Genomic DNA, 14,645 nt, shown 5'->3' with positions numbered 1-14,645 from the left:
ATTAACAGCATTTTAGACTTCCTAAGTTAAATTTAAGGCTTAAAAAAACAACAAATCAATTTATTAAATCTCATTTTAAATATTAGTAATAATTTTACATATTTTAAATGACTCAAACCAAATAATGAATCTTTACAACAAATCCTTCTAACAACTTATGACCATCATATTCATCCTTATACTAGCCATTCCCGCTTTTTTTATATCACGATGGGTTTTAAAAAGGCTAGATATTGGCACGAATAAAAACCGGAACTATATTGCGGTATTCCCTGCATTAATTATAAGTCCGTTTTTGTATATAAGTATTATGTTGTTGTGGTTTGCTTCATCTACTTATTATCCTACGCATCAATTCAGCAAATTTCACTGGGAAACGAATATAGAGGAGCGTTATACAATGTCTAAAGACATCATTGAAAGCAACATGCTTATTGGAAAGACTAAAGAAGAAATATCCGGTTTACTCGGCACAGGCTTTTATGTGTATAACGACAATCACATCGGATATAATTTGGGCTTTACACCTGGACTTTTTAATATAGACCCAGATGTATTAGATATTTATTTTGAAAATGGAAAAGTGGTAAAAGTAGAACAACACGAAAGTTAACTTCAATATAAAAGAACGATTAGATTGTGAGAAATTTGCGTATTCTACAATATGTCACTCCAAAATGAGCTTATTTTAATATATACTCATCACCCGTTGTTCCTTATTAACTAGACACTAAAAAAAGCCATAAAATTGCATACATTATGTAAAAAACGTTTCTTTGTATTCTACCCTCCCGTACATGAAACGCAACACCTCCCTAATAAAACAAGTCTTTTTAACGCTTTTTCTCATTATAACTTCTTTTGGCTTCTCACAACAATTAGATAGTTTAAAGTTGAAGTATGAAAACACCAAAACTTCAGAGAATAAAGTTGGTGCATTGTTAGAAATAGGTGACTACTACACCAGTCAAAATTTAGATTCAGCCCTACTTTACAACAAAAAAGCTCTAAAAGTTGCAACAGATGCAAATATTGACACGCTAATTGCATCAAGCGCTTCCAGTATCGCAACAGATTATTTAATGAAAGGTAGACTAGATCTCTCCATGGATTATTTTCTTAAAGCTCTAAAAATATATGAAAATACAAATCATGATACTAAAGCTATAAAAATACGACATAACATTGGGATAATATTTATGCATCAAAAAAAACATGATGAAGCTTTATTAAATTTCAACAAAACACTCGATGCTTTAGAAAGAGAAAGCTTACCGCTATCATCAGAAAATGAAGCCAATAAAGGCAAAATTTTAAATAATATTGGAATTATTTACGATGTTGAGGGAGATCTAAATAAAGCTTTAGAATTTTATAGCAGAGGGTTAACACATAGTAAAGCTGCCGAAGATTTAAAAACACTTTCCTCTTTGTATTCTAATATGGGTTTGGTGTATTTAAAAATGGATAAATTCGATTTATCTGAAAGCTATTTAAATGAAGCTTTAGAAATTCGAATTGCAGAAAACGATGCATTCGGACAATGTAAATCGTATCAACATTTAGGGAAATTATATAAAGAACGGGGTCAATTAAAATTAGCCGAAGAGACTTTACTACTCGGTTTGTCTAAATGTGAAGAAGCTAATGTTAGCGAACCTCAAGCTCAAGTTATTGAAATACTTAGCCAAACCTATGCACTTTCTGGAGATTACCAAAAGGCTTACGAGCAACACCTCGCGTTTACATCTATAAACGATAGTTTATCGAATAGCGAAACGCAACGTAAAATTACAGAAGCCGAAATGCAGTTTAAGTTCGATAAGGAAACTCAAGCAAAAGAAGCTAAACAACAGAAAAAACAATACGTCACAATTTTTATAGGTATTGTTTTAATCTTAGGTATTTTAATTATTATCACGTTATACTCGCTTCTTAAGACGAAATCGAAAAATCAACAACTTGCCAAAGATAAAGTCGATTTAGAAAACATAGAATTATCGCTTAGAAAGCAATCTTTAGAAAACGAATTGGAAACAAGGAGTAAAGATTTAACGACTAATGTAATGTACCTTATTAAAAAGAATGAACTGATTAGTGAAATTTCACTGCGACTTATTACCGTAAAAAAATCTGCAAAGAAGGAAAATCAGAAAGACATTCAAAAGATAATAATAGATTTACAAACGGGAAAAGACGATGCTATTTGGGATGAATTTGAAGTCCGTTTTAATCAAGTTTACAACGATTTCTATGAACGTTTAAACGATCAATTTCCCAATCTTACTATTAACGAAAGAAAGGTTTGCGCCTTCTTAAAACTGAATATGACCTCTAAAGAAATTTGTACTTTAACACGTCAATCTACAAACAGTTTAAATGTGGCAAGAACACGTTTAAGAAAGAAACTTGGACTTAATAATACAGACACAAATCTCACTTCCTTTTTAGAAAATATCTAGTCTTTTTACATATACAAGACTCTAACCCTTCTGTTTTAAGAGCAGAACCTTACTTTTTTTATAATTAAATTTTCACAACAAAACACTACAAAACAGAGTTTTGCGATTCCTTGTATTACAAATGTAAGCACCTTACATAGGCTTGTACTTTCATTGTAACTCTCAAAACTTCTTAACTACACATCTTTGTCCTTTATTAGCACTTATAACTTTTATAATTCTAATTAAAATGCGAAAAAATGATGTAAAAAAAGACACTACAAAAACGAAGCTAGAAGATAAAAGATTAGAATCTTTTATTAAAGATCGTGAAGATCAAAATTCTGCACTAAAGAAGATTTTAGAAAAACTTAAAAAGAATAATCAATAATCAATTAAACATATGACAGACAAGTACACAACGAATTTTAGAGTATGCATTTTTGCAGTACTACTATTTTTCACCGCTCTTACTTATGGGCAAAGCAATGCAACCTTTAACGAAAGAGGCGAGAGACAAGGTGTGGTTCGTATTAAGGTCACCAAAACAGTTGGGAACACCCTTAAGGCTAATTCACTTAAAACTAAACGAGGTGTTATAACTACTGGAGTTTCATCTATAGATGCTGTTTCTAGCCAATTTCAGGCCACAAATATTACACGTCTTTTTCCTGAAAATCCTAATCAAAGATTAGAAGCAAAATTACGAAAGCATGGTTTAGATTTATGGTACGAGGTTACCGTAAACGCTAACGAAGATGCTATTAGTATAGCAAAAAAATATCAAGGTCTTGGTGAAGTTACTATTGCAGAAACACAACTGCAAAAAGTAATTTCTAATTACCAAGCCATCGAGGTTTTAGGAAGTATGGCTACTTTTGCAAGCGAGCCTTTTAACGACCCGTATTTACCAGATCAATGGCATTATAATAATACTGGCCAGACAGGATATCCTGATGGGAAAGATGTTAATTTATATGCTGCTTGGAAAGTTACTGCTGGTAGTAGTGACGTTATTGTATCTATTCATGATGAAGGAATTGATGTTGAGCATGAAGATTTAGCAGATAACATGTGGACTAACGATGCCGAATTAAATGGAGAGCCAGGCGTAGATGACGACGGAAATGGATATGTAGATGACATTTACGGATGGAATTATGCGACAGGTACTGGTGAAATCGATCCAGAGACCCATGGTACACACGTTGCAGGAACTGTTGCAGCCGTTAATAATAATGGTATTGGTGTTTCCGGAGTTGCTGGTGGAACTGGTAATAATGATGGAGCTAAATTAATGTCTTTAAAAGTTATTGGTGGAAGCGAAAACGCTGCGAACTCTTATGTTTACGCAGCAGATAATGGTGCGGTAATTTCTCAAAACAGTTGGGGATACAATTCTACAGGGAATTCAGAAGAATCTGTTCGCGATGCAATAAACTATTTTATTGCAGAAGCTGGAGACTATGTTGGAAGCCCAATGAAAGGTGGTATTGTGATATTTGCTTCTGGAAATTCTAATTCTGATGGTGAATGGTATCCTGGATATTACCCTGAAGTATTAACGGTAAGTTCTATCGGACCTGAAGGAATTAAAGCCACTTACTCAAATTACGGTACATGGGTAGATATTTCTGCACCAGGTGGAGATTCTGGAGTATACGGAACCAATAATGGTGTATTGAGTACTTTACCAAATGATAAAATCGGATATTTAAACGGTACATCTATGGCCTGTCCTCATGTCTCTGGTATTAGTGCATTAGCTTTAGCTAACAGTCCTGTTCAAATTACGCCTGAAATTTTATTAAATAAATTACTAACAGGTACAACTAATATAGATGAATTAAACCCAGACTATATAGGCAAACTTGGTGAGCTTTCTGATGCTTACTTAGCGATTCAAAACGATGAAGGTATAGCTCCTTTAGCTATTTCAGACTTAACTGTCGATGGAATGGCTCAAGAATTTGCTAATTTATCTTGGTCTGTACCTACTGATAAAGACGATACTACTCCTGTATCTTACGCAGTATATTACAGCCAGAATGAAATCACTACTGAAAATTTTAATACTGCAGATAAAATTGAAATAAAAAACACAGCGAATGCTGGTGATACATTTACCTTTAATGTAGAAGATCTTTATGGATTAACAACGTATTACTTCGCGGTTACCGCTTTAGACCGATGGGGAAATATATCTTCGCTTTCTAATATTACTATAGGAACTACAAATGCGGGTCCAGCAATTAATGTAGATGAAGCTAGTAAAGACATTAACATTAATGTTGATGCTATTACCTCGGTAACAGAAACTCACGACCTTAACATTCTTAATGAAGCAGATGGTATTTTAAGATGGGAATTTGTAGCGAGACACAAAGCTACATCTTTATCTTACAACAGAGCGGTGACTACAAATTACCCAACAAGTAATACAAAAACAACTGCAAGTGCTAAAATTATCATGCAAGACTTGCCAGGAACAGGATCTATAGCAAATGCAATTGCATCTCCTATGAGCTTTGAATCTAATACGTTAGAATACTATTGGTATATGTCTAATATTATTGGTGATGAAGATGTGTCAGTTCCGAATTCTTCTGCCACCAAATTTACGGTTAATACAGAAGAAGGTTTCAACTTAACCAATGTAAAAGGATATTTAAAACACGACCCTGCTTTAGGAGAGGTTATTGTTGAAATTTACAAAAACCAATTAACCAAAGAAAACCTAATGTATACTCAAAATTATAGCTCTTGGGGTACAACAGAACACTTTGCTTATATTGCTTTAGACGAACAATTATTTTTCGAAAATGGAGAGTCATTTTTTGTAGTATTTCACGTCCCTGCTGGGAATTTATATCCATTAGGAATAGGACCGAAACTGGATGCCACAGACAATTCAGACCAAAACTGCTTTATGTCTTTCGATATGGGATCTTCTTGGGCATCTCTACCTGAATTACTTGAATCTGAAGATTACGTTTGGGGTATATCTGCTTCTACTTATAACGAGTATTTAGGAGTCTATTTAACTTTAGATCCAGTGTCTGGAGAAATTGCAGGAAACGATCAAACACTAACTACATTAACAGCTAATGCAGAAACCTTAATAAATGGGACGTATAACGCCAATGTGATTTTAGAATCTAACGATGGTACTAATCCAGAGTTAAGGTTACCTGTCACGTTAACGGTAGAAAATCAGCAACCTATTTTAAGTGCAATTTCAGAATTAAATTTCGGAAATGTATTTCAAGGAAAATCTAAAGAACTTACCTTTACCGTATCTAACATCGGTTACGGAAACTTTAGCGATATTACTGTTACAAGCTCAAATCCACAATTCGAAATTGTAGGATATGCACCTTGGAAAATTTCTGCTCAAGATGCCGTAGATGTTACAATTTTGTATACACCAGGCGAAACGATAGGAAACGATAATGGTATATTAGCTATTACATCTTCAAGTAATGAAGAAACTGCAGATATTATTTTATTTGGTGTAAATACAGCACCTGCAGAAATTACTATAACTCCAGAAACGCAAACTGTAGATAATATCACTATTGGAGACCAAATTTCTGCGAATATCACAGTTGAAAACACAGGAGCAACTACTTTAAAATATTTTATTCCAGGTTACGATACTAAAGGTATTAGTGATAATTGGGAAGACGGTTATAATGCTTCTGGATACAAGTTCAGATCTAACCAAAAAGGCGATACAGAACCTATTGAATATGCATACCAAGATATTTCTGCAAGTGGTACGCAAATCACTCAATTTTTCAAGGAAAATGACAATAGCTATTTAGAAGTCGATATGGGCTTTAATTTCCCTTACTTTAAAAGAGATTTCAATCAGTTATATGTCGCTAAAAGTGGTTTTACTACCTTCTCAGACGAAGTATCTCCTATTAATTTCCCAAAAATTAACGGAGCACCATATACTCCAAAAGGTTATATTTCTGTTTTAGGAACATATATGGATCTAAGTCTCGGTGGAAACATTTATTATGAAGTACAACCTGATCGTGTTATTGTACAATACGAAAACGTTACCGATGGTTATAATGGTAATTTAAGCGCACAAATGGTATTGCATAGTAATGGAGATATTCGTTTCTATTATAGTAATATCACGTACTCAGAATCTAATACAAAATACTTAAATATACTTATCGAAGATTACGACCAAGTAGAAGGCATTTTATATAACGACTATACAGATACAAAGCCTGTTTATTCAGGAATGGCTATAGGGTACGATTATCCAGGTCCAGATATCATTACATCTATTAGTAATGGAAGTGGAATTTTATTACCTGGTGATAGTGCAGAATTAGAAATTAAAATGGACGGGAGCTTACTTAACGAAGGCTTAGTTAATCGTTACATTAGTTTTATTTCTAACGACCCTAAAAACAGCCAAAAAATTGCATTAATTAAATTAAATGTAACCGACGGTGGAACAACAGATGTATCAATTTCTACTACAGCATTAGATTTTGGAACTGTATTCCAAGGCGCGATAGCATCTAAAAGTTTTTTCTTATCTAACGACGGAACGGCTATAAGTACACTAACATCTTTCGAACAAAGCACGGATAGTTTTGTAATTACGGGTGAAAAAGATGGAGAAATCGCTGCTGGATCGTCTTTAATATTCGATATAGAATTACCTACAGATGTAATTGGTGATTTTGAAGACCTGGTAACTATTACAAATGATGAAGGTACTATGTTTGAAGTGATCTTAAAAGGATCTGTTACAGCCCCACCTGCAATTGTAGTAGACTTAACAGCTATCGAAGAAACACTTAACTTCGGAGAAACAGCGTCTCATAAATTAACTATTGAAAATACTGGAAAAGCAGATTTAGAAATTGTAGCTACGGGAACAGAATGGTTGTCTTTAGGAGACCAAATAGTAGTTAGCGACGATATTCCTAATTTTACATATACTGTAGAAACATATAACACTGGCGAAAATTACGACTGGTTAGATATTAGTGAAATGGGGACACAAATTCCTCTTATTACAGACGATGTTACCGATCCGGAACAATACTACAGAGAAACATTATTAGAAAACCCTATTCGTTTTTATGGCGAAGAATATGATGTTATCTACATTGCTGAAAACGGTGCTATTATGTTAGAAAAACCAGATTCAGTATTGTTTTCAAGTGATGACATTCCTTCTGAATTGTATAACAAAATCATTGCGCCGTATTGGACATTTGGAGGTACTAACTCATATTTATTCCCTGATGATTCTGGTATATTCTTATACACAGACGAAAATAAAACGGTAATATCTTGGGATTATTTAACAAATAATTTCGGAGCAATGGGCGACCCAATATCTGCTCAAGTTATTTTTTACAATAACGGAACTATGAAATTCCAATATAAAGTTATTGGTGGTTTAGACTTAACATCTCAGTTTTCTACAGTTGGGATTCAGAACTCTACAGATACAGACCATTTAGATTATGTTTTAATTTCGAATAAAATAAATTTAAACCATGGTGCAGGATTAGCTTATGTATTAACACCTGCCGAAAAGCAAATTATCGAAGCTGGACAAACATTAACGACATACATCAATATTGATGCAGGTTCAGTTTATGCAGGAACATATGCTAGCGCTTTAAAATTAAGAACTAATGTGCCTAATAAAGAAGCTTTAGAAAAACCCGTAACCTTAACAGTAGTTGGCGAACCTGCAATAGATTCTTCTATAGCGGTTATCGAGTTTGGGGATGTAATGGCTTATAAAATAGACGATGCTCAAAAAACATATTTACGCGAATTTGATGTTTTAAACACTGGAGTTTCAACCTTACAACTTTCAGGTATGGCAATGGAAAGTAATCCAGAAGAATACATGATCGAAATGTTTGTTTATGACAGTTGGTTCGGATTTTATTATTGGTCTAATATCGATTACTTATGGGAATGGCCAAGCTTAGCGCCAAACGGAGTTGCTAAATTTAGAATTACATATGCTCCAGAAACTATTGGAGAAATATCTAATAACGTAATTGTAACAAGTGCTTTAGATCCATTAGTAATTCCTGTAACTGCTAATGTAACAGCACCGCCTGTATTTGCAGTAGATACGGAAGCAGTTTATAGTAGTATTGCGACAACATCAGGTACAGATTCTCAAACAGCTACATTTAATAATACGAATGGTGAAGGAGAATTGACTTTCGAATTAAGTTTAGACTACCTAAGAGCACCTTTAACTACAAGTGCAGTAACAGAAACTATGGGTTCTTATGCAACTCATAAAAATATGGCATTACATACTGTAAAAGGAACAAGCACTGAATCGCTAAGTATTCAAACAAGTAGTGATTTTAACTCTGTTTTAGCCTACGACGAAAAGGAAGCACCAGATACATATATTGGATATGGTGGTACTGCAGATTTTAATGCGGGAACTAAATTTAACGCAGGTCCTAATGGCTTTTCACTTTCTCATGTGCAAACAGCTATTAGAGCAACTGAATTGTTAGAAGGAGACATTCAGTACGAAATTCGTGCAGGAGGTATAAGCATTGCAGATGCAACAATTTTAGGTTCTGGTTCTGTAACTTATGACCTAACAAATGGGCTAGAAGAACAAATTATTACATTCGAGCTTATGGATACTTACGAAATCTATCCTAACGAAAATTTCTACATTATTTTAACCTACCCATTCGAACTAACATACCCACAAGGTGTCGCAACAGGTGTTGAAACTGCTGTAGGTAGATTCACAACTTTTGCTGAAAATGAGTGGTTAGATTTACAAGAAATCTACAACGGTAATGGTTGGATGGTTAGAGCTATGGAAGAAACATATTCTTCTAGTGCTTGGGTCGTTTTACAAGATTTAGATGGTAAAACTGTTGAGGTTGGAGCAACACAAAATGTATCATTAGATTTCTTTGCAGAACTTGCAGAACGTGGAAATCAATATGCAAAATTAGTTATTCAAACTAACGATCCGCTAAATACTCTTGCACAAATACCTGTTACTCTACACGTAAATAAAGCACCAAGTATTAGCGATAAACCAGAGTTAATTATTGCAACAGAAGGAAAAACATCAACTTCTGAATTAACGATAGTAGACGACGAAAACAACGATATAACTGTTGTTTTAAAAGACGCTCCTGTTTGGTTAACTCACTCTTTAGAAAACAATGTACTTACACTAACAATGTCTCCGGATTACGATAGTGAAGGTGTATACAATGTTGAAGCTATATTTACAGACAGTAATGAAGCATCACATTCAGAAATGTTAACTATTGAAGTTATGGACACAAACAGAGCGCCAGAAGCTATAGTTACAGAAGATATATATTTTGAAGATATTGATGCATATTACAACGAAAGTTTCAGTCAATTCTTTATGGATCCTGACGGAGACGCTATGACGTTTGAAGCGACTATAGCAGATCCTTCTTTAGCAGCATTGTATATTTCTGGAGACACTTTTGTGTTTCAAACAATAGCAGAAGGAACTACAACTTTACATTTAGTAGCTACTGATGATTTTGGAAATGTTACTAAAAATGATATAACCATTCATGTAGGACAGACATTAAGTATTAACGATAATAATGTTTTAGGATTACATGTATTCCCGAACCCAGCGTCGGATGTCTTAAACATTACCGCTAGTGTTAAAATCGATACTATCGAATTGTATAACCTTAACGGACAATTAATTCTTAAATCAGATGTAGAGGCTGTAAATACTACAGCAATAGATGTTTCTAAATTAGCAAGCGGCGTTTACTTTGTAAAAGCAACTTCTAACGATAAGAGCTCTAACTTTAAGTTTGTAAAAAATTAATTACTGATTAATAGCAACCCGTTTTTTAAGAAGTCCCTCACTACACTTGTAGTGGGGGATTTTTTTGTTTAAGGTTACTTCTAAGTTTCAAAGACGCAAAGTTTCAAAACTAAACTTTTAATCTAGCAAATTACAGAATGAAAAATGCACTGTGATGTGATGTTGAAGCATTCCAAACCTATTTCAAAATTCCACGTTTTCAACTCCTAAATTATTAATTGTTCATTATTAATTGTCAATTGAAAAGTCCCTGAGTACGTCACCCTGAACGCGTTTCAGGGTCACATTAGAGTAAGAGAAACCTACTATTTGAGAAACTTATTCTGTATCAATTGTAATTTCATTTTTTAGTTTCTAAGACGCAAAGTTTCAAAGCCTCTAAGCTAAACTTCCAGGCCAGCAAATTACAGAATGAAAAACCAACGGTTATGTGATGTTGAAACGAGTTCAACATGACGTTGCGAATTCCATCATATTTTAAGTCCCCAATCGTCACCCTGAACGTGTTTCAGGGTCACATTAGAGTAAAAAATCCTAAAACTAGAAAAAGCTAAATTAAATTCAGTTTAACATTACAAGTTCCCTCAAAACTCTGAAACTCTGAAACTCTGAAACTCTGAAACTCTGAAACTCTGAAACTTAAAAAAAGCATCAAAATCCCACCTTTTAACCACCTAAATTATTAATTTTTCATTGTTAATTATTCATTGAATAACTGTCATTTTTCAACTAAAAAACACCCTCCAAAATAGAGTTTACTTATATCTACTATAAAGATAGGCTATTACAAAATTCACAATTTATCAGATAGATATTACGAATCACATAAAAACAGCCTTTAAAAAGACATTAAACTATTCAGATTTTGATATTTCATATATTTAACTAGTTTGTACCTATCATTTATTTTAATCATAAAAATAACATAATGAAATTATTAGTAATTGGAGCGGGAAACATGGGATTAACCTATGCCGAAGCGATGTCGAAATCGAAACTTCTTAAAAAAAGAAACATTATGATTTTAGACAGCTCCGACGAGAAAATCGAGAGTTTAAATAAAATCTCCCATTTCGACGTATTCAAAGAACCAAAAGACTGCGTCCCTCAAGCAGACTTAATTTTTTTAGCGGTAAAACCGTATCACGCAGACGATTTATTTAGCAAAATGGCTCCTTTAGTCACTAAAGGTCAAATTGTAATCTCTTTAATGGCTGGAGTCACTATTAGCCACATTCAAACCGCTTTAGATTTAGCTAAAGTAGTGCGTACCATGCCAAACTTACCTGCCAAAGTAGGGAAAGGATTAACGTCGTATACAGCATCAGACAGCGTGTCTAGAATTGAACTTTTAACTATTGAAAATTTATTAAACACCACTGGAAAATCGATTAAAGTGAGTAACGAAAACTTCATCGATGCCTCAACAGGAATCTCAGGTAGTGGTCCTGCTTACGTCTTCTACTTTATGCAGAGTATGATGGAAGCGGCTTTACAAATGGGCTTCTCGGAAAGCGTTTCGAAAGTATTGGTGAGCCAAACGTTTACTGGTGCAGTAGACTTGTTTAATCAAGACAACATTTCGCCAAACAAATGGATGGAACTGGTCGCTTCAAAAGGCGGAACAACACGCGCTGCTTTAGATAGTATGGACGACAATAATGTAAGTGAATTAATAAAAGAGGCTGCATTTGCCGCCTTCAATAGAGCTATAGAACTTGGAAAAGAAAAATAAGAAATATAAACAACGTATAGTCATTAAAGTTGGTACCAACGTAATGACAAATAGAGATAACAGAATTGTAAGACCTGTATTAGATCGTTTAGTGAAGCAAATTGCCGAATTATACGAGCGCGATATTATCACTGTACTCGTGTCTTCCGGTTCTGTAATTGCAGGAATGGAAGTTTTAGGACATACAGATATTAAGGATAAAGCGTCTAGAAGGCAAGTGTATTCTGCCATTGGACAACCAAGAATGATGCGTTTATACTATAACATTTTTCATGATTATGGTATGAAATGTGCCCAGGTATTACCGACTAAGAACGATTTCAACCCGGGAGAACATCGCAGAAACATGCAAAATTGTTACGAAAATTTATTAGCAGAAGGTGTTATTCCTATAGCGAACGAAGATGATACCGTATCCTTATCGCACGCCATGTTTTCAGACAACGACGAGTTAGCCTGTTTAATTGCTGAAATGATTGATGCCGATAAACTTATTATCTTAACAGATATTGATGGATTGTATGATGGACATCCAGATGCCGCAGGTTCTTCTTTAGTTGAAGAAGTAGGTATTAACGAAAACGTGAATCATTTTATAAGTGATGGACTTAAAGGTGAAGCTGAAGGCCGAGGTGGTATGTTATCGAAATTAAACTATGCCAAACAATCAGCTAGAAAAAATATACCTACGATTATTGCCAACGGAAAAAGCGAAAATACCATCATCGATATTATCGACGGTAAAGCTGTAGGAACAAAAGTAGAAATTTAAAAAACACAGATGAAGTTATTAAAAACAGACTTAAAAAATAATGTTTTACAATCCATGATTAATTTATTGGATACTAATAGAGCAGAACTTTTAAGCGCGAACAAAAAAGATTTAGAAGCATTTAGTAAAGACGACCAAGCCATGTACGATCGATTAATCGTAGATGACAAAAAGATAGAAGGCATGATAACCGCTGTGACGGAAGTTATGCAACAAGAAGACCCTATTGGTCAAACCATTTCGCATCGCGTTTTAGACGATGGGTTAGAAATTACCAATAAAACGGCACCATTTGGCACGATTATGATTATTTATGAATCGCGTCCAGATGTCACTATAGAAGCCGCTGTGCTAGCCTTTAAAGCCAATAATAAAATATTTTTAAAAGGTGGAAAAGAAGCCATTCACAGCAATAAAGTATTAGTCGAATTTTGGCACAAAGCGTTAATAGAAAATGGCTTAGACACCAGTTACATTCAGCTATTAACTTTAAACAGACAGGAAACTCAGGATTTCCTTAAAAACCCTTCAGAAAAATTAGACTTAGTGGTACCTCGTGGTGGCGAACGTTTAATTCAGTTTGTAAAGGAGCATGCACGTTGCGCAGTTTTGGTTAGCGGACGAGGAAACAATTTCCTTTTGGTTGATAAAACTGCCGATTGGGATAAAACCATAAAGGTGATTTTAAATGCTAAAACTGAAAAAATATCTGCTTGTAATGCTTTAGATAAGATTTTGGTTCATAAAGACATTCCAAATTACGAAGCAAAATTGAAAGATTTAGAAGCTATTCTTAAAGATAAAGGGGTCTCTATCTTGGTAGATTCTGAAACTCAAAAAACTCTTAAAGACGAACCTTTAATTCCGAATGAAGACGTTTGGCACGAAGAGTTTCTTGCTTTAAAATGTTGCATAGGTACTGTGAACAACTTAGATGAAGCTATTGAAAAAATCAATATCTATTCAGGCGGACACTCAGCAACTATTATGACGAGTAGCAAAGAAGAAGCACTTCAATTTATGGAAAACGTAGATTGTGCTGCTGTATATCAAAATGCCTCTACCCGCTTCACCGATGGTGGAAAAATGGGAGTGGGCGCAGAACTTGCGATTAGTACAGATAAATTACACCATAGAGGTCCGTTAGGACTGAAAGAATTGGTTACCAATAAATATTATATTTTTGGAGACGGACATGTCCGAGCATAATCTAAGATATACTATCATATAAAAACGAAGGCTGCCATATTGGTAGCCTTTTTTTAATGTACCAATGGTTCTTCAATCAGGTACTTCGAACTTAATTACAACCAACAAGCCACAGCATAAATCTAAAACAACCGTATGTCAGTTCGAGTGCCGACGAAGAAGGTGTATCGAGAACCTACACCAATAACAACTTCTCGATAAAAATGTGTTCCACTCCGCTCCACAAATTCACTCGAAGTGACATAATCTGTTAACAAACAACACACGATAGCCAAAACCATCAAGCCACAACATAAATCTAAAATAAACGTACGTCAGTTCGAGTGCCGACGCAGGAGGTGTATCGAGAACCTACACCAACCAATACTTCTCGATACAAATGTGTTTCGCTTCTCTCCACAAATTCACTCGAAGTAACATGATCTGTTAACAAACAACACGCGATAGCCAAAACCATCAAGCCACAACATAAATCTAAAACAACCGTACGTCAGTTCGAGTGCCGACGAAGAAGGTGTATCGAGAACCTACACCAATAACAACTTCTCGATAAAAATGTGTTCCACTCCGCTCCACAAATTCACTCGAAGTGACATGATCTGTTAACAAACA

The 14,645-nt window shown here is 34.5% G+C and carries 7 protein-coding genes; all 7 read left to right on the top strand.

Annotated elements, in window-relative coordinates; genetic code table 11:
- Nucleotides 1-157: 157 nt before the first annotated feature.
- Nucleotides 158-613 carry a hypothetical protein gene (locus tag R6X41_RS13145; protein ID WP_318500801.1) on the top strand — a complete coding sequence of 152 codons (456 nt, stop codon included), beginning with the start codon at nucleotides 158-160 and terminating at the stop codon, nucleotides 611-613.
- A gap of 184 nt (nucleotides 614-797) precedes the next feature.
- Complete coding sequence (locus R6X41_RS13140) at nucleotides 798-2,462, top strand: tetratricopeptide repeat protein (RefSeq protein WP_318500800.1); 1,665 nt, start codon at nucleotides 798-800, stop codon at nucleotides 2,460-2,462.
- 229 nt (nucleotides 2,463-2,691) lie between these two features.
- Nucleotides 2,692-2,832, top strand: a complete 141-nt coding sequence (locus R6X41_RS13135; protein WP_318500799.1) for a hypothetical protein — start codon at nucleotides 2,692-2,694, stop codon at nucleotides 2,830-2,832.
- Between the two features lie 12 nt (nucleotides 2,833-2,844).
- Entirely contained in the window at nucleotides 2,845-10,317 is a 7,473-nt protein-coding gene (locus tag R6X41_RS13130) for a S8 family serine peptidase (RefSeq protein WP_318500798.1), read from the top strand.
- A 928-nt stretch (nucleotides 10,318-11,245) separates the two neighbouring features.
- The gene (gene proC, locus R6X41_RS13125; RefSeq protein ID WP_318500797.1) at nucleotides 11,246-12,052 is read left to right on the top strand and encodes a pyrroline-5-carboxylate reductase; all 807 of its coding nucleotides are present in this window, start codon (nucleotides 11,246-11,248) and stop codon (nucleotides 12,050-12,052) included.
- 43 nt (nucleotides 12,053-12,095) lie between these two features.
- Complete coding sequence (gene proB, locus R6X41_RS13120; RefSeq protein ID WP_412176268.1) at nucleotides 12,096-12,824, top strand: glutamate 5-kinase; 729 nt, start codon at nucleotides 12,096-12,098, stop codon at nucleotides 12,822-12,824.
- A 9-nt stretch (nucleotides 12,825-12,833) separates the two neighbouring features.
- On the top strand, nucleotides 12,834-14,033 hold the full coding sequence (locus R6X41_RS13115; RefSeq protein ID WP_318500795.1) for a glutamate-5-semialdehyde dehydrogenase: 1,200 nt from the start codon (nucleotides 12,834-12,836) through the stop codon (nucleotides 14,031-14,033).
- The last annotated feature ends 612 nt before the right edge of the window (nucleotides 14,034-14,645 follow it).

It is taken from the genome of Formosa sejongensis, assembly GCF_033447105.1.
Taxonomy (GTDB): domain Bacteria; phylum Bacteroidota; class Bacteroidia; order Flavobacteriales; family Flavobacteriaceae; genus Formosa.
The sequence above is the reverse complement of the archived record's forward strand: the minus strand, read 5'-3'. Positions and strand labels throughout refer to the sequence as shown.